Here is a 16,681-nt window from a genome sequence, read left to right as displayed (position 1 = left end):
GGCCCCTTTCTGGCCTGCGTCCCATCGCCTCCCACCGTGGTCAGCGGTGTGACATCACCCGGCACTGTTCCTCCCGCCGTTGGCTTCGATGGTTGTCTCGTGCGCGTGCGTGCCATAGCCGTCCCACTGCTCCCCTACCGGCGCCTCTGCGGGACCGGGCTCGGGCGCCGTCTCCTTGGCCGGAGCCGATTCCGCGGCGGTCTTTCCCGGGGCCCAGGAGAGCGAGAGCGCACCACCGATGAGGGAGAGCAGGAAGCCGACGAAGAAGCCACCCATGTTGGCGATCGGGATGGAGACCAGTGCCAGCAGAATCGTTGCGACACCTGCGAAGACCCGGACGATGTGGTGAAACCACATCGTGAGGCCCAGCGTGATCAGCAGTACGCCGATGATCAGTGCGCCGGCGCCCGCGGTGGTCTGCATCGCGAGCGTCATGTGCCCGAGCTTGAAGCTCGCGTACGGCAAGTAGGCGATAGGGATTCCGCCGAGCACGGTGAACAGACCCGCCCAGAAAGGCCGCTGCCCCCGCCAGGTACGGAAACCCCGCCGAATGGCGCGGATGTAGTGTTCGTCCCGCCCCGGTGACACTGCAGACTCGGCGCTCATGGAAAACAGCTCCCTGGTACTGGCGTTGCTGTGTGAAGAGAGTGGCGGGCGGGCGAAGCTGCCAGAGTTCACCCGCCCGCCCGGACGGGACTACCGTCAGTAGCACTCGACCTTGTCGCCGGAGCCCTTGAGCAGACGCATGCTCAAACCGCTCAGCTCGAAGGTGCCGGCAGTGGTCGCCCACGCCTTTTGCTTGACGCCGGTCAGCGTGGCCACGTCGGCCTGCTGAGCGAAGCCGTTCGGCAGGATGGAAGTGTCCTTGACAGCCGGGCCCTTGCCGACGCCCGGCTTGTCCGTGTCCTTGGCCGCTACGCCGATGTCGATGTTCTCGAACTTGGCGTCCGCGTCCAGCTCGGACACGTCCAGGTAGAGCTTGTCCGCCTGGACATCCGTACCCTTGTCGCCCGCCGTCAGCCTCAGCGTGACCTTGCCGACGAACGGCACGTCGGTGACGACCGACTGGCACATGTTGGTGATCGAGGCGTTCTTGAAGCTCGAGATCGCGACAGGGTGGGCGGTCTTCCCGTCACCCTTCAGGTCCGCGTATCCCATGTCGACGCCGCCGTACTGGGCGAACCCATGGCCGACGAGCTTACCGGCGGTGACCTTGAACTCCTGGCCGGACACAGCGAACGACGCGGCGAGCGCGCCCTGTGCCAGGCTGACGCCTATCGCGGCCGTTGCGGCCACGCTGGGCACCATGACGAGCGCGAACCGCTTCCATCTGGTTCCGCCCCGAGTCATTGACTCCATGACTTTCCTCCTTCTCGGACGTACATCTCCGGTCCGGACTCTCGTGTCCGTCCTGGGATGGGAGAAGTGCTACGTCCTCGGGAAGGAGAGCGCCTGTACTTTCAGGCGCGAGCTGCGTCCGAAACACCGGCGATCACCCCCGAGCGACAACCACTGGTCGCGCCTGACTGATCACGCACAACCTGCCGGACAGGCCCTGCCATTCGGCAGGAACCCCCCTGTCCGCGACCGGCGCCACTGCCGCCGGCCCACCCGGTGGGGACCCAAGATCCCGCGGCACGGCTGGAGGCCGGGCTGGTGGGGTAATGGACCGAGCGTGGCCGATCGTGGTCCATTCCCGGCCGCGACACAAGGGGGTTCGTTACTCACTAGTAACGGCCTGATAACCACGCAACGACCGCTTGATATCGCCCAGCAACGCAGGGTGCCGTCAAGGGGTCAGCCAGAAGGGTGGATTGCCGCTAATAAGCGGACAGAACAAGCGGGTTCATTTACTGCGAGTAACAACGCGTCCGTTTACCAAGTTTTGGTAAAGCGCGACCGCGTTCTGTCACCTTGTCGCCAAAGCGGCGGCGGCGCCTGATCGGCGCCGCCGCCGTAAAACCCTCAGACCTGGTGGAACGGAACGTTCCGTACAGGACCTTTAAACATGTCTCAGAACAGCACCCGCGCCAGCGCCGAACGCGCCGCGGTCACCCGCGGATCGTCCGGGCCGACAACCTCGAAGAGCTCGAGCAGCCGCACCCGCGCCGCGTCCCGGTCCTCGCCCGCCGTGCGGCGCACCGTCTCGACGAGCCGGCCGAACGCGTCCTCGACATGACCGCCGACCAGGTCGAGGTCGGCCGCGGCGATCTGCGCCTGCACATCGGTCGGGTTCTCGGCCGCTTCCTGGCGGATCTTCTGCGGGTCCATGTCCTTCACGCGGGCGAGGAGTTCGGCCTGGGCGAGGCCCAGCTTCGCTTCCGTATTGCCCGGATCGTCGGAGAGGACGTTTTTGTACGCCTGGACCGCACCGCCGAAGTCGCCCGCGTCCAGCGCCTGTACGGCGGCTTCCAGCAGAGCGTCGTACGGACCCTCGGGCACCGCGGCGGGGGCCGCCTCCGCCTCCGGGCCGGATGCGTCCTGGTCGACGGCGATACCGGTCAGCCCGAAGCGCTCCTCGGCCACCTGGATCAGCTGGTCGAGGGTGGCGCGGATCTGGGCCTCGGGCGCCGCGCCCTGGAAGAGCGGCAGCGCCTGGCCGGCCACCACCGCGAAGACCGCCGGGATGCCCTGGATCCCGAACTGCTGCATCAGCATCTGATTGGCGTCGACGTCGATCTTGGCGAGGACGAACCGGCCGCTGTACTCCTGCGCCAGTCGCTCCAGCACCGGGCTGAGTTGCTTGCACGGCTCGCACCACTCGGCCCAGAAGTCGATGACGACCGGGACCTCGGTGGAGCGCTGGAGGACGTCGCTCTCGAAGCCCGCCTCATCGACGTCGATCACCAGGCTGGAAGGGGCTACGGCACCGCCGCCGCCCTGGCGGGCGGTCTCGGCGCGCGCCTGTTCCGCCTTCGCCTTGGCCTCACCGGCCGCCTTCACCGCGGCGAGGTCGACGACGCCGCTCATGGACATGTTCCTAGGCTGCATGAGTACATCCTCCCCCTTCCGCCCGCGCATGTGAAAAATACGGCCAAGAGACCGCTGTACTGGCCAAAATGTTCGACACCGGGTCCCCACCCGGTGTCAGTGGTTGTCGCTGAGCCGGTCAAGGCTTTCGCTACGAGTCGTAGCGTAACTGCACCGACTCTCCCGCGTCTGCCCGCATGTGAGAAACCTCCGGTGAACTGCCTCACAGCAGATCGCCTACCCGCCGGTATGGTCGCCGTCATGTGCAGCCACACCCGCCCCAAAGCCGTACGTACGGGTCGTACGGGACGCCCCCGCAGCGCCGAGGCCGACGCCGCGATCCTCGACGCGACCCGGGCGGCGCTCGTCGAGCTGGGCTGGTCGAAGCTGACGATGGGGGACGTGGCCACCCGCGCGGGGGTCGCCAAGACCACCCTCTATCGCCGCTGGGCGAACAAGAACGAGCTCGTCGTCGACGCCGTCGCCGTCCTCTTCGACGAGCTCGAACTACCCGACCGCGGCAGCCTGACGGCCGATGTACAGGGCGTGGTGCTGCAGTTCGCGGCGCTGCTGAACCGGCCCGAGACCAAGACCGCGCTGATGGCCGTGGTCGCCGAGTCGACGAGCGACGACGCCCTGCGCGTACGGATCCGCTCGGCGATCGTCGACCGCCAGAAGCGCCTGGTCGTGGAGGGCCGGGAGCGCGCTCAGGCCCGTGGCGAGCTGCCGTACGAGGAGGACTCGGAGGAGGCAGCCCGCAACACGGACCTGATCTTCGATGTGGTGGCGGGCGCGGTGGTGCACCGGGCGCTGGTGAGCGCGGAGCCGGTGGACGAGGAGTGGGCGCGTCGCTTCACCCTGATGCTGGTGTCGGGGATCGGGTCCCTGCAGAGCTGAGCAGACCAGAGCTGAGCTGAGCTGAGCAGACCTCGCGCAGGGCGGGCCTCGCGCAGAGCCGAAGCGGCCGATTCAGACCTGGTAGCGGTCCGTCGCGAACAGGTGCAGGTTCTCCGCGATCCACTCCGACGTGTGCTTCAGGCCCTCCTCCAGCGAGACCTCGGGCTGCCAGCCCGCCCACTCCCCCGCCCGCGTGTTGTCGGACAGCAGCCGCTCCACCTCACTGCCGGTCGGCCGCAGCCGCGCCGGGTCGACGACCACCTGCGCCGACCGCCCCGACGCGGCGATCAGGGCCTGCGCCAGTTCCCCGATCGTGATCTCACAGCCCGTCCCGAGGTTGACCACCTCGCCCACCGCACGATCGCACTCCGCCATCGCCAGAAAGCCGCGCGCCGTGTCCGTGACATAGGTGAAGTCGCGGGTCGGGGTGAGCGAGCCGAGCTTGATCTCCCGTGCCCCGGCGTGGAGTTGGGCCAGGATCGCCGGGATCACGGCACGCGCGGACTGCCTCGGCCCGTAGGTGTTGAAGGGGCGTACGACCGTCACCGGCAGCTCGAAGGCGTGCCAGTGCGAGAGCGCCATCATGTCCGCGCCGATCTTCGATGCGGAGTACGGGGATTGCGGCTGCAGCGGGTGGTCCTCGCCGATGGGGGCGGTGAGGGCGGTTCCGTACACCTCACTCGTCGAGGTGTGGACAAGACGGCGTACGGAATGGCGGCGGCAGGCCTCCGCGATGTTCTCCGTGCCGACGACATTCGTCTGGACGTACGCGCCGGGTGAGTCGTAGCTGTACGGAATGCCGATCAGCGCGGCGAGATGGAAGACCGTGTCGCAGCCGGCGACTGCGTCCATGACCCGGCCCGCGTCGCGCACATCGCCCGCGATCATCTCGACCCGGGGGTCGCCGATGTGATGGGCGAGGAATCCCTTCTCGGCGTACGGCTTGTAGTGGACGAAGGCGCGGACCTTCGCCCCGCGCTCGACGAGCAGGTCGACGAGCGTCGAGCCGATGAAGCCCTCGGCGCCGGTGACCAGGACAGTTCGGTTCTGCCAGTTCATGCTGCTCATGCTGCGTACTCCTTTGTGTGCGAGGCGAGTTGAAGGACCCGGGCCGCCAGCAGGTCGGCGGCTTGGGCGTGCGGGCCCGGGTCGGCGGCGCCGCTCATCGCGGCGAGCCGGGCCGGGTCGGCGAGCAGTGGCTCGACGAGAGCGGCGAGCCGGTCGGCGGTGGTCTCCGCGTCGGGGAGCAGGAGACCGGCGCCCGCGTCGGAGAGGACCCGGGCGTTGTGGGTCTGGTGATCGCCGGGGGCGTGCGGGTACGGGACGAGTACGGCGGGCACTCCGACCGTGGCCAGTTCCGCGACGGTCGCGGAACCGGCTCGGCAGACGACCAGGTCGGCGGCCGCGTACGCGAGGTCCATCCGGTCCAGGTAGGGGACGGCGCGCGCCACCGGTGAGTCGCCGAGCCGGCGGCGGGTCTCGTCCAGCGCCGCGGGCCCGGTCTTGATCAGCAGCTGTACGCCGGGCCGCTCCCGCCAGCGGTCCGCGAGCCCGACAGCGGCCTCGGTGAGCCGGGCCGCGCCCAGGCTGCCGCCGTTGACCAGGACGAGCCTGGCGTCCTGGGGTACCGAGAGGACTCTGCGGGCCTCTGCGCGCACCCCGGGCCGGTCCAGACGGGCGATCGGCGCGGCGATCGGCATTCCGGTGGTGAGGGCATTCTCGCCGCCCGCGAGATGGGCGCGGCTGCGGTCGAAGGCGACGGCCATGTGCGGCGTGAGGCGGGCGGCGAACTGGTTGGCCCGGCCCGGTACGGCGTTGGACTCGTGGATCACGCTCGGCAGCCCGGCCATCCGCGCGCCGAGGATGACGGGCGCGCTCGGGTAGCCGCCCATGCCCACGGCGATCTGCGCCCGCTGCTCGCGCAGGATCGCCCGGCACTGGGCACCGGACCGCAGCAGGGCCGCGGGCAGCAGATAGCGCCTGGCGCCGAGGGCGGGGTCGAAGGGGATCATGTCGACGGTGTGGAGGCGGTGGCCGGCGGCCGGGATCAGTTCGGTCTCCAGGCCGCGCGTCGTACCGACGAAGGAGATCACCGCGTCGGGGACGGCCCGGCGCAGTGCGTCGGCGAGCGCGAGCCCGGGGTAGATATGGCCGCCGGTGCCGCCCGCACCGATCACGACGGAGAGTGGTGTGCGGGGTGGTGTGCCCAGTGATGTGCGCATGACGGCCACGCTCGCGAAACCCCTTAAGAGGGTTCTAAGACCATGGTTTGGCAGTCTTTGCCCATGACGAAGATCCTGGTTGTCGACGACGAGCCGGAAGTGCGCGCCGCGGTCGAGGACGGGCTGACCGTCGAGGGCTACGAGGTGCGCGGCGCGGGCGACGGTCTCGCGGCACTCTCCGCCGTGGCGTCGTGGCAGCCGGACGCGATCGTGCTCGATGTGATGATGCCGGTGCTCGACGGGCTCGCCTTCTGCCGTCGGCTGCGGGCGATGGAGGACCGTACGCCGGTACTCGTACTGACCGCGCTGGACTCGGTCAGCGAGCGTGTCGACGGCCTGGACGCGGGTGCCGACGACTATCTGGTGAAGCCTTTCGCGCTGGACGAACTGACCGCACGCGTACGGGCGTTGCTGCGGCGCGCCGCTCCTCTGCCCGAGGAGTCCGGCGCGCTCTCCTTCGCCGATCTGACCGTGGATCCCGACACCCGCACGGGCAGCCGGGGCGGCCGGTCACTGGAGTTCAGCCGTACCGAGTTCACCCTGCTCGAACTGCTGCTGCGCCATCCCGGGCAGGTGCTGCCCCGCGAGCTGATCCTGGAGCTGGTGTGGGGACAGGACTTCGGTCCCGACTCCAACTCCCTTGCCGTGTACGTCGGTTATCTGCGCCGCAAGCTGGAGGCGGGCGGTGAGCCGCGTCTGGTCCACACGGTCCACGGCGTCGGCTACCGGCTGGATGTGTGATGAGCGCGCGGCGCAGGCTGGGCGCTCGCTGGCGCAGGCACCGGCCGCTGCGTACGCGGCTGGCGCTCGCCGCGTCCGCGGCCGTCGCGCTGGTCGCGGTGGGCATCTGCACGGCCGCGTTCTTCGTGATCCGTTACGAGCTGTACCACCAGCTCGATCTGAGTCTGACGCAGTCGGCGACGCTGGTCACCCAGCAGAACCGCGACGAGGGCCCCGGGACGGTGGCGGGCGAGTGCCGATTTCTGTCGGCACCGGCCTGCGCGCAGATCGTCCCCGCGGCTCCGGCGAAGGACCCCGCGAAGCCCTATTTCCTCCCGGTCAGCCCGCCCGTGCGGGAGGTCGCCGCCGGGGAACGCGACCCGTACTTCACCAACGTCACCCTCTTCGGGCATCCGATGCGGATGCTGACGACCAACTTCGGCCGGGGCGAGGCCCTTCAGGTCGCGCTCCGCGCGGACACGGTCGAGAGGGGCGTACGCCAGGCGGCCTGGCTGCTCGCGGGCGCGGGCGCCGCGGGCGTGCTGCTCGCGGGCCTGCTGGGATACTGGGTGTCACGTACCGGCCTTGCTCCCGTGGCCCGGCTCACCGCCACCGCCGAGCGCATCGCGGCGACCCGCGATCCGCGTCACCGCATCGAACTCCCTGCGGGTCCCCCGGACCGGGAGGACGAGGTGACCCGGCTGGCCGGCTCGTTCAACACGATGCTCGGCGAGCTGGAGCAGTCGGTCACCGCGCAGCGCCGGCTGGTCGCCGACGCCTCGCATGAGCTCCGTACGCCGCTGACGGCGCTGCGCACCAACGCGGAACTGCTCGCCCGCGCCGACCGCCTCACCGAGGCGCAGCGCACCCGCGCGTCCACTGCCCTCACTCGCCAGCTGCGCGAAGTCACCGGCATGGTCAACGACTTGATCGAACTCGCCAGGGACGAGGAGCCTCAGCCGCTCCTCGAAACGGTCCGCGTCGCCGCCCTCACCGAGCACGCGGTCGAGATGGCCCACGCCCACTGGCCGCGGATCGTCTTCACGCTGTACGTCGACGACGCGGCGGCGGGTTTTGCGCTGCCCGGCGTGCCCTCGCGGCTGTCGCGCCTGCTGACGAATCTGCTGGACAACGCGGCCAAGTTCAGCCCGCCGGGCGACCCCGTCGAAGTCGCCTTCAGCTCAAGGGAGTTGACGGTGCGGGATCACGGCCCGGGGATCGCGCCCGACGACCTTCCGTACGTCTTCGACCGCTTCTACCGCGCGGAGACCGCCCGCGCGCTGCCCGGCTCGGGACTGGGCCTGGCGATGGCTCGCCAGATCGCCCGTGCGCACGGCGCGGAGCTGACGGCGGAGGCGGCGCAGGGGGGCGGGGCGCGGTTCCGGCTGACCTTCCCTGGGTAACTGGGGCTCCGCCCCGGGCCCCAGGCCCCGCGCCTCAATCGCCGGCGAGGCTGCATTGCAGCCCCTCCGGCGATTGAGGACACCCCCGGCCGCCCTCCAGGGGTCTGGGGGCTTGCCCCAGTTACGGGAACCCCACCGGGTCAGAAGCCCGGCGGCTCCGTGTACGTGCCCCACTCGTCCCGCAGCGCGTCGCAGATCTCGCCCAGCGTCGCCTCCGCACGCACGGCGTCCAGCATCGGCGCGATCATGTTCGAGCCGTCCCGCGCGGCGGTCAGCATCGCGTCCAGCGAGGACCGTACGCGGGCGTCGTCGCGGCCGGCCCTACGGTCCGCCAGGACCCGTACCTGATCGCGCTCGACCTCATGGCTGACCCGCAGGATCTCCAAGTCGCCGGTGACCGAGCCGTGGTGGACGTTGACGCCCACGACCCGCTTGTCGCCCTTCTCCAGGGACTGCTGGTAGCGGAAGGCGGACTCGGCGATCTCGCCGGTGAACCAGCCGTCCTCGATACCGCGCAGAATGCCGGAGGTGATCGGGCCGATGGGGTGCTTGCCGTCCGCGTGTGCGCGCCGACCGCGTTCCTTGATCTGGTCGAAGATCTTCTCGGCGTCGGCCTCGATACGGTCGGTGAGCTGCTCGACGTACCAGGAGCCGCCGAGCGGGTCGGCGACATTGGCGACGCCGGTCTCCTCCATCAGCACCTGCTGGGTACGCAGCGCGATCTCCGCGGCCTGCGCGCTCGGCAGGGCGAGGGTCTCGTCCAGGGCGTTGGTGTGCAGGGAGTTGGTGCCGCCGAGGACCGCGGAGAGCGCCTCGACCGCGGTGCGTACGACGTTGTTGTACGGCTGCTGCGCGGTGAGCGAGACACCCGCGGTCTGGGTGTGGAAGCGGAGCCACTGCGCCTTGTCGGTCTGTGCGCCGTACTCCTCCTTCATCCAGCGCGCCCAGATCCTACGAGCTGCCCGGAACTTGGCGATCTCCTCGAAGAAGTCGAGGTGCGCGTCGAAGAAGAAGGAGAGGCCGGGCGCGAAGGTGTCCACGTCCAGGCCGCGGCTCAGGCCCAGCTCGACATAGCCGAAGCCGTCGGCGAGCGTGTACGCGAGCTCCTGCGCGGCCGTCGCTCCGGCCTCGCGGATGTGGTAACCGGAGACCGACAGCGGCTTGTACGCGGGAATGCCCTGCGCGCAGTGCTCCATCAGGTCGCCGATCAGGCGCAGATGCGGCTCGGGCTGGAAGAGCCACTCCTTCTGCGCGATGTACTCCTTGAAGATGTCGGTCTGCAGCGTGCCGTTGAGCACGGCCGGGTCGATGCCCTGGCGCTCGGCGGCGACGAGATACATGCAGAAGACCGGGACCGCCGGCCCGCTGATGGTCATCGAGGTCGTCACATCACCGAGCGGGATGTCCTGGAAGAGGACCTCCATGTCGGCGGCGGAGTCGATGGCGACGCCACAGTGGCCGACCTCGCCGAGCGAGCGCGGGTCGTCGGAGTCGCGGCCCATGAGCGTCGGCATGTCGAAGGCGACGGAGAGCCCGCCGCCGCCGTTGGCCAGGATCATTTTGTAGCGCTCGTTGGTCTGCTCGGCATTGCCGAAGCCGGCGAACTGGCGGATGGTCCAGGTGCGGCCGCGGTAGCCGGTCGGGTAGAGCCCGCGGGTGAAGGGGTACTCCCCGGGCCAGCCGATCCGCTCGAAGCCGTCGTAGGTGTCCCCGGGCCGGGGCCCGTAGACGGGCTCGACCGGGTCACCGGAGAGCGTGGTGAAGTCCGCGTCCCGCTTGCGGGCCTTGTCGTAACGGGCCTGCCAGCGTCGGCGGCCTTCCTCGATGGCGTCTGCGTCCATACTCTGAATTTACTAGGACGTCCTAGTAAATGTCGATGGCAGACGGCCACGAGCCTTGCTCGCGGCCGTGTCTGTTACGCCTTGGCGGTCGCCGCGCTGCCGTCCACGGTCAGCGGCCGGATCTCGCGGGTGATCTTCGGCTCGACGAAGAAGGAGGCCACGGGGATGCAGCCGGCGGCCAGCACCCAGAGCAGCTTGCCGAACGGCCACTTCGCCTTGGAGCCGAGATCGAAGGCGAAGATCACGTAGATGATGAACAGCACACCGTGGATCTGCGAGATCAGCATGGTGTCGCCGACCTCGAACCCGTACTTCGCGATGATCGCCGCGGTGAAGACCAGCAGCCATACGGCGGTGACGTACGCCATCACCCGGTAACGGGACAGCACGCTTTGTTTCATGGCTACGAGCGTAACCGGGCGCAAAGGCCGATCTTCGCCCGGGTCGTGTGGATTACTTCTCGTCGAAATCCCGCGCCGCCACCCGCAAGGGCCTGAGCATCGCGAAGATCTCCCCGCACTCCTCCGCGTCGTACGCGCCGAGCCCGAAGTCCATCTCCATCAGCTCGCGAGTGGCCGCCTCCACGACCTCCCGGCCCTTCTCGGTGATGGAGGCGAGCGTGCCGCGCCCGTCGTTCGGATTGGGCCGCTTGTCGACGAGACCGGACCTCACCAGCCGGTCCACCGTGTTCGTCACCGAGGTCGGGTGGACCATCAGCCGCTCGCCGATCTTGGACATCGGCAGTTCACCGGCCTTGGAGAAGGTGAGCAGCACCAGCGCCTCGTACCGCGCGAAGGTCAGTCCGTACGGCTTGACGACGGCGTCGACCTCGGCGAGCAGGATCTGGTGCGCGCGCATGATCGAGGTGATCGCGGCCATCGAGGGCACGGGACCCCATCGCTGCTGCCAGAGCTCGTCGGCTCGGGCGATGGGATCGAAGGGGAGACTGAGCGGCTTGGGCACGCACCGACCCTACCGACTGGCCATATGGCGGTCAGCCCCGTCTCGCACTTCGGTCTTTCCGGCCTCGGCGACCAGCAGCAGACAGCTGAGGGTTCCGACGGCCCCGGCCCCGGCGACCACCGTACTCACGGAGAAGAACTCCGCCGCGAACCCGGCCAGCGCCATGCCGACGCCCTGGATCGTCATCAGCCCGGCGGTGAGCAGGGTCATGGCCCGGCCGCGCAGTTCCTCGGGGACAGCCTCGATGAACCATCGGTCGACTCCCAGGGTGTACGCGGAGCCGGCGCCGGCGGCCACGAGCACGAGCAGCGCCCAGCCGAGACCGGGTGTGAGGACGTAGGCGAGGAATGGCAGCAGGGTGACGGCGGCGAGCGGCAGGGCGATACGGGCGCGGGTGGCGGGGCCGAGCACGGAGCCGGCGTACAGCTCACCGGCGATCGTGCCGACCGGCAGCGCGCACATGAGCAGCCCGAGACCGGCCGGGCCGATGCCGATCTCGTCCGCGTACGGGGTGGCGAGAACCTCCGGCGCGACGCTGAACATGGGCGGCACCCAGAAGAGCAGCATCAGCACACGGAGCCGGCGGTCGGCGAAGATCTGCCGCGCGCCGGAGAGCGAGGACCGCAGCAGGGCGCCGCTGTCGCCGCCTCTGGCCGGGCGCCTCTTCGTACCGAAGCGGAGGAGCAGCGCCGAGCCCACGAACGTGCACACGGTGACGGTGAGGGCGCCGCGCGGGGACACCACTGCCAGCAGCAGCCCGCCGAGCCCGAACCCGGTGAGCACGGCGCTCTGCGACACGATGCGCAGCAATGAGCGGCCCAGAACGAAGAGGTCGCCGTCGCCGAGGATGTCGGCGAGGGTCGCCGTGCGGGTGCCGTTGAAGACGGGTGAGATCGCGGCGATGAAGCAGCGCAGTACGAGCAGCGCGGCGACGGGCGTCACGGGCAGCACCATGGCGGCGGCGCACGCGGCACAGAGGAGATCGCACACCACGAGCACCCGCCGGGCCGGGTACTTGTCGGCGACCCCGGCGAGCAGGGTCCCGCCGACGAGGTAGGGCAGAAACCCGAGCGCGAAGGTGAGGGAGCTGAGCAGGGGCGACGCGGTGAGCCGGTAGACGAGGACGGTGAGCGCGATCTCGCTGACGACGACGCCGAGGAGCGACATGAGGTGTGCGACGAATACGGCGCGGAACTCGCGCACCTGGAACACGGCCCGATAGCCGGAGCCGGCGTCGGCGCTCGGGTGCCGCGAACTCCCGTCGCGGGCGGGGTGCTCGGCCTTCGCGGGACTGGTGCGGGGCGCGACCGTTTCCGGCAGGGCAAAGCCCTCGCCATCCGGCGCGGCAGCGCCACCCGGTCCGGGTACCCCCGCCTCGGGCGGGGCGGAGACGACTGCTCCGGGCACGCCGCCGTCCGGCCCGGCGGCGCCGGGGCGGGGGCCGCCCTCGGGGGGCGGCAGCGGCGGGTCCTCCGTGAGGTTCTCTTTCGGCATGGCCGACAGCCTGCCTATGCCCTCCCGGCCGGCTCTAGACTTTCGGCAGCAGCCGAATCTTCCGGGGTGATCATGCCGTCCTACATGCACTTCGGCGAAGCCGATCTGCTGCGGATCCGGTTCGCCGTCTCCCCCCTCTGGGAGACTCAGAGCGCCGTACGCATCCTCAAGCGCCCCGACCGGCACGGCTATCACCTGCCCTGGCTGCGCCGGATACGCCAGGCCGCCGACAGGCTCGATCTCACCGCCCTGTGGCTACTGATGCCGCAGCGCGGGCACAGCCCGGACTTTCTCGGGCCGCCGCCCATCGGGCCCGCCGCCTCCTTCGAGGAGGAGATCGCCGCCGTACGCCGCGCGGATCCCGAGGCCGCGCGGCACGACATGGCGTGGGCGCTTTCCTGCACCCCGGGGGCATCGGACTCACCGCAGGGACGGGCCCTCGTCGCCGATCCCGAGCGGGCCGTCCAGGACCTCGCCGACGCCATGGAGTGCGCCTGGCACGCACTCGTCGAGCCGGACTGGCCGCGGCTGCGAGCTCTTCTCGAGGCCGATGTGGCGTTCCATTCGCGGCGGTTGGCGGAGACCGGCCTCGAGGGGCTGTTCGCCGATCTCCACCCCAGGCTGCGCTGGGCCGACAGCACTCTGACCCTGGCCACGCCCGGTGACCATGTACGCGACCTCGGCGGCCAGGGCCTCATGCTGCTGCCCAGCGTCTTCTGCTGGCCCGACGTAGTGACCGGATTCGAACCGCCCTGGCAGCCGACCGTCGCCTACCCCGCACGCGGTATCGGCGCCCTGTGGGCACAGCCCGCGGGCTCTGCGCCCGAGGCGCTGGCCCGCCTGCTCGGCGCCAAGCGCGCCGCCGTGTTCCTCGCGCTCGACGAACCCGCCGGGACGACCGCGCTCGCGCATCTCCTGGGCCTCGCGCCGTCCTCCGTATCCGCGCATCTGTCGGTGCTGCGCGACGCGGGGCTGCTGACCGCCCACCGCTACGGCCACCAGGTGCTGTACGAGCGAACGCCGTTGGGCATCGCGCTCGCGGTGTCGCACCCCGGGGCGCGATGAAGGCGTCCGGGCGAGCGGTTCCGGGATCTGAGTGGTTTCAGACGGAGAGGTGCCGTTCGACGGTCTCGACTTTGGAGTGGAGACCGTCGGTCACGCCGGGTCGGATATCGGCCTTGAGGACGACGGAGACGCGCGGCGCGCGGGCCTCGACCGCGGCGACGGCACGCTTGACGACGTCCATCACCTCGTCCCAGTCACCCTCGATCGAGGTGAACATCGCGTCGGTGCGGTTGGGCAGGCCGGATTCGCGGACGACCCGGACGGCGTCGGCGACATACTCACCGACATCCTCGCCCACGCCCAATGGGGTGACGGAGAAGGCGACGATCATGCCTCCACCGCGCTCTTGCGGCGGGCGCGGGAGGCGATGACCTCGTCCTCGGCGGCGCGCTTGAGCTTGCGCTCGGCGAAGAAGCCGCCGAAGGGGAGCACGGAGAGCACGAAGTAGAAGGCCGCGGTCTTCGCGTGCCACTTGGTGCGGTTCCAGGCGTCCAGCCAGAAGATCACGTACAGGATGAAGAGCACGCCGTGGATCGCGCCCATCACCGGAACCGCGTTGAACTCCGTTGTGCGCTTGAGCACCGAGCAGACCAGCAGCAGGAGGAAGGAGACGGCCTCCGGCGCGGAGACCAGACGGAGGCGGTGGAGGGACGAGGCGGTCTTGATGTCCACGGAGGCACCTTCTGGGAGGGGGGTCGTTGGTCTTGTGAACGCGCTCACAAGCGCTCCCCCATTGTGGCAGCCATCTCCGCCAACCCGGGGTCCGGGGTGCCTCCCTGGGGGCGGTGTCCCCGGCACAACACAGCGTCGGGGTCCGGGGTGCCCCCGGGAAAACACGGCATCCGGGTCCATATCAGGGTCCGGATCCTCCCAAAGGACCTGTTCGCGCAGCGCACCGGCGGCTAACGTCGCTCCGTGGCAATGTTCCGACTCCAAGGCAGCAAGGTGCTCGCCGTCGATATGACCGGCGACGCCGTCAAAGCGAAGAACGGCTCGATGGTCGCCTACGACGGCCAGATGGCGTTCAAAAAGATGTCCGGCGGCGGTGAGGGCATCCGTGGGATGGTCACCCGCCGCCTGACCGGCGAGCAGATGACCATGATGGAGGTGAAGGGGCAGGGCACCTGCTACTTCGCCGACCGGGCGTCCGAGATCAACCTGGTGAACCTGCACGGCGACAAGCTCTATGTCGAGGCGAGCAATCTGCTCTGCACCGACGCCGGGCTGCGCACCGGGACGGCCTTCACCGGACTGCGCGGCGGGGCGAGCGGCAACGGCCTGTTCACCACGACCGTCGAGGGCACCGGCCAGGCGGCGATCATGTCGGACGGCTCGGCCGTGGTGCTGCGGGTGACACCCCAGTACCCGCTCTCCGTGGACCCCGGCGCCTACATCGCGCACCAGGGCAATCTGCGGCAGGACTTCCAGTCCGGCGTGACCTTCCGGACCGTCCTGGGCGAAGGCGGCGGCGAGGCCTTCCAGATCCGCTTCGAGGGCGACGGACTCGTCTACGTACAGCCCAGCGAGCGCAACACCATCGGGGGCGACGTCTGATGCCGTTCCGCGAGATCAACTCCAAGATGGTCGAGGCGACGATCGCCCCCGGCCAGAAGATGTTCAGTCAGCGCGGCGCGATGCTTGCGTACAAGGGCGAGGTTTCGTTCACGCCCAACATCCAGGGCGGCCAGGGCGGCCTGGCCTCGATGCTCGGGCGGCGGGTGGCCAATGAGGCGACGCCGCTGATGACGGTCGAGGGCAGCGGCACGGTGATGTTCGGCCACGGCGGCCATCACATCCAGGTGATCCAGCTGACCGGCGACACCCTGTACGTCGAGGCGGACCGGCTGCTCGCCTTCGACGGGACGCTGCAGCAGGGCACGATGTTCATGGGCTCGCAGGGCGGGGTCATGGGGATGGTGCGCGGCCAGGTGACGGGCCAGGGCCTGTTCACCACGACACTCAAGGGCCACGGCGCGGTCGCGGTGATGGCACACGGCGGGGTGATCGAGCTGCCGATCGCTCCGGGGCGGGCGGTCCATGTGGACCCGCAGGCGTATGTCGCGCACCACGGCGACGTACGCAACAAGCTCTCCACCGCGCTGGGCTGGCGCGACATGGTGGGGCGCGGCTCGGGCGAGGCCTTCCAGCTGGAGCTCAGCGGCAGCGGTGCGGTGTACGTCCAGGCGTCGGAGGAGAAACTGTGAGCACGCCCGTGATCTTCGACCCGATGACGCTGCCGAGCGACGACAACGTCAATGCGTACACCTTCTGCGTGGAGCTCAAATCCAGCCAGTGGTTCCTGCAGAAGGGGAAGATGATCGCCTACTACGGGCGCATCGACTTCAACGGCATCGGCCACGGCCGGCTCGACCGGCTGCTGCGGACCTCCTTCCACTCGCCGCTGCACGCGAGCGACTGGGTGGTGGCGGAGGGCAGCGGCAAGATGCTGCTCGCCGACCGCTCCTTCGACGTCAACTCCTACGATCTGGACGACGGCAATCTCACGATCCGCTCCGGCAATCTGCTGGCGTATCAGCCGACGCTGGCGCTGAAGCAGTCGATCGTGCCGGGCTTTCTGACGCTGATCGGTACGGGGAAGTTCGTGGCCGCGTCCAACGGTCCCGTGGTCTTCATGGAGCCGCCGATCAGGGTGGACCCGCAGGCGCTGGTGGGCTGGGCCGACTGTCCGTCGCCCTGCCACCACTACGACCACGGCTATATGACGGGCGTGATGGGCGGGATGCGGGCACTGACCGGGATCGGCGGGGCCTCGGGCGAGGAGCACCAGTTCGAGTTCGTCGGAGCCGGCACGGTGCTTCTGCAGTCGACGGAGGCGCTGATGGCCGAACAGGCGACCGGTGCGGTGCCGCCGGAGGCGGGGGTTCCGGGGGGCCACGGCGCGGCCGGAGCCCCAGGCCAACACGGGGCGGCACCGCGTCTTCCCGGCCAGCTGGGGGACCTCCAGCGTCGCTTCGGCCTGTGAACGGTAGTCTGCGGAGTGTGACGTCGAACGCCTGCACCCTTGTTCGCGACTCTTGTCGCGCGCCGGGTGCCGTGCGTCACACTCCCCGTTTTCGTCCGTCTTTCAACTTCTTAGGTAGAATCC

General features: G+C 69.6%; 18 protein-coding genes. 7 read left to right on the top strand and 11 right to left on the bottom strand.

Annotation, left to right across the window (positions count from 1 at the left end; all coding sequences use genetic code 11):
- Nucleotides 1-54: 54 nt before the first annotated feature.
- From AB0D12_RS12255 to AB0D12_RS12245, 3 genes are all read right to left on the bottom strand, one after another.
- Nucleotides 55-606, bottom strand: a complete 552-nt coding sequence (locus AB0D12_RS12255; RefSeq protein WP_362680167.1) for a DUF6114 domain-containing protein — start codon at nucleotides 604-606, stop codon at nucleotides 55-57.
- 96 nt (nucleotides 607-702) lie between these two features.
- Nucleotides 703-1,359, bottom strand: coding sequence for a DUF6230 family protein (locus AB0D12_RS12250; protein WP_362680165.1), 657 nt, complete (start codon nucleotides 1,357-1,359; stop codon nucleotides 703-705).
- A gap of 654 nt (nucleotides 1,360-2,013) precedes the next feature.
- On the bottom strand, nucleotides 2,014-2,991 hold the full coding sequence (locus AB0D12_RS12245) for a tetratricopeptide repeat protein (protein WP_362680162.1): 978 nt from the start codon (nucleotides 2,989-2,991) through the stop codon (nucleotides 2,014-2,016).
- Between the two features lie 240 nt (nucleotides 2,992-3,231).
- Here AB0D12_RS12245 and AB0D12_RS12240 point away from each other — a divergent pair, with 240 nt between their 5' ends.
- Nucleotides 3,232-3,867 carry a TetR/AcrR family transcriptional regulator gene (locus AB0D12_RS12240; protein WP_362680160.1) on the top strand — a complete coding sequence of 212 codons (636 nt, stop codon included), beginning with the start codon at nucleotides 3,232-3,234 and terminating at the stop codon, nucleotides 3,865-3,867.
- A gap of 72 nt (nucleotides 3,868-3,939) precedes the next feature.
- On the opposite strand, the gene AB0D12_RS12235 is transcribed toward AB0D12_RS12240, so the two are convergent.
- Complete coding sequence (locus AB0D12_RS12235) at nucleotides 3,940-4,935, bottom strand: GDP-mannose 4,6-dehydratase (RefSeq protein WP_362680156.1); 996 nt, start codon at nucleotides 4,933-4,935, stop codon at nucleotides 3,940-3,942.
- A complete protein-coding gene (locus tag AB0D12_RS12230) occupies nucleotides 4,932-6,089 on the bottom strand; it encodes a UDP-N-acetylglucosamine--N-acetylmuramyl-(pentapeptide) pyrophosphoryl-undecaprenol N-acetylglucosamine transferase (protein WP_362680153.1) in 1,158 nt (385 codons plus the stop codon). The genes AB0D12_RS12235 and AB0D12_RS12230 overlap by 4 nt, the downstream gene beginning before the upstream one ends.
- Nucleotides 6,090-6,152: 63 nt before the next feature.
- Between AB0D12_RS12230 and AB0D12_RS12225 the strand changes: the two genes are divergently transcribed.
- Both AB0D12_RS12225 and AB0D12_RS12220 read left to right on the top strand, forming a co-directional pair.
- Nucleotides 6,153-6,830: a response regulator transcription factor gene (locus AB0D12_RS12225; RefSeq protein WP_362680150.1), complete on the top strand. Its 678-nt coding sequence runs from the start codon at nucleotides 6,153-6,155 to the stop codon at nucleotides 6,828-6,830.
- Complete coding sequence (locus AB0D12_RS12220; RefSeq protein ID WP_362680147.1) at nucleotides 6,830-8,212, top strand: HAMP domain-containing sensor histidine kinase; 1,383 nt, start codon at nucleotides 6,830-6,832, stop codon at nucleotides 8,210-8,212. The genes AB0D12_RS12225 and AB0D12_RS12220 overlap by 1 nt, the downstream gene beginning before the upstream one ends.
- Nucleotides 8,213-8,352: 140 nt before the next feature.
- Here the strand turns inward: AB0D12_RS12220 and AB0D12_RS12215 are convergent, their stop codons facing one another.
- The 4 genes from AB0D12_RS12215 to AB0D12_RS12200 form a co-directional block, all read right to left on the bottom strand.
- Nucleotides 8,353-10,053 carry a methylmalonyl-CoA mutase family protein gene (locus AB0D12_RS12215; RefSeq protein ID WP_362680144.1) on the bottom strand — a complete coding sequence of 567 codons (1,701 nt, stop codon included), beginning with the start codon at nucleotides 10,051-10,053 and terminating at the stop codon, nucleotides 8,353-8,355.
- A gap of 74 nt (nucleotides 10,054-10,127) precedes the next feature.
- Nucleotides 10,128-10,454, bottom strand: a complete 327-nt coding sequence (locus tag AB0D12_RS12210) for a DUF3817 domain-containing protein (RefSeq protein ID WP_362680141.1) — start codon at nucleotides 10,452-10,454, stop codon at nucleotides 10,128-10,130.
- Between the two features lie 52 nt (nucleotides 10,455-10,506).
- Nucleotides 10,507-11,016, bottom strand: coding sequence for a MarR family transcriptional regulator (locus AB0D12_RS12205; RefSeq protein ID WP_362680138.1), 510 nt, complete (start codon nucleotides 11,014-11,016; stop codon nucleotides 10,507-10,509).
- A 9-nt stretch (nucleotides 11,017-11,025) separates the two neighbouring features.
- A complete protein-coding gene (locus tag AB0D12_RS12200; RefSeq protein WP_362680135.1) occupies nucleotides 11,026-12,510 on the bottom strand; it encodes an MFS transporter in 1,485 nt (494 codons plus the stop codon).
- Between the two features lie 72 nt (nucleotides 12,511-12,582).
- On the opposite strand from AB0D12_RS12200, the gene AB0D12_RS12195 reads away from it, so the two are divergent.
- Complete coding sequence (locus tag AB0D12_RS12195; protein ID WP_362680132.1) at nucleotides 12,583-13,575, top strand: DUF5937 family protein; 993 nt, start codon at nucleotides 12,583-12,585, stop codon at nucleotides 13,573-13,575.
- Between the two features lie 37 nt (nucleotides 13,576-13,612).
- Here AB0D12_RS12195 and AB0D12_RS12190 read toward each other — a convergent pair whose 3' ends face one another.
- Both AB0D12_RS12190 and AB0D12_RS12185 read right to left on the bottom strand, forming a co-directional pair.
- Complete coding sequence (locus AB0D12_RS12190; protein WP_327326139.1) at nucleotides 13,613-13,906, bottom strand: MTH1187 family thiamine-binding protein; 294 nt, start codon at nucleotides 13,904-13,906, stop codon at nucleotides 13,613-13,615.
- On the bottom strand, nucleotides 13,903-14,247 hold the full coding sequence (locus AB0D12_RS12185) for a DUF3817 domain-containing protein (protein ID WP_362680128.1): 345 nt from the start codon (nucleotides 14,245-14,247) through the stop codon (nucleotides 13,903-13,905). Before AB0D12_RS12185 ends, AB0D12_RS12190 begins: the two co-directional genes overlap by 4 nt.
- A 249-nt stretch (nucleotides 14,248-14,496) precedes the next feature.
- Here AB0D12_RS12185 and AB0D12_RS12180 point away from each other — a divergent pair, with 249 nt between their 5' ends.
- Genes AB0D12_RS12180 through AB0D12_RS12170 form a run of 3 tightly spaced genes read left to right on the top strand, consistent with a single transcriptional unit; the run spans nucleotide 14,497 to nucleotide 16,558 of the window.
- Nucleotides 14,497-15,129, top strand: a complete 633-nt coding sequence (locus AB0D12_RS12180) for an AIM24 family protein (RefSeq protein WP_362680574.1) — start codon at nucleotides 14,497-14,499, stop codon at nucleotides 15,127-15,129.
- On the top strand, nucleotides 15,129-15,779 hold the full coding sequence (locus AB0D12_RS12175) for an AIM24 family protein (protein ID WP_362680126.1): 651 nt from the start codon (nucleotides 15,129-15,131) through the stop codon (nucleotides 15,777-15,779). Before AB0D12_RS12180 ends, AB0D12_RS12175 begins: the two co-directional genes overlap by 1 nt.
- Nucleotides 15,776-16,558, top strand: coding sequence for an AIM24 family protein (locus AB0D12_RS12170; RefSeq protein ID WP_362680123.1), 783 nt, complete (start codon nucleotides 15,776-15,778; stop codon nucleotides 16,556-16,558). The genes AB0D12_RS12175 and AB0D12_RS12170 overlap by 4 nt, the downstream gene beginning before the upstream one ends.
- Nucleotides 16,559-16,681: the final 123 nt, after the last annotated feature.

It is taken from the genome of Streptomyces sp. NPDC048479 (assembly GCF_040651435.1).
GTDB lineage: Bacteria > Actinomycetota > Actinomycetes > Streptomycetales > Streptomycetaceae > Streptomyces.
This window is presented reverse-complemented; position numbering and strand designations above follow the sequence as displayed.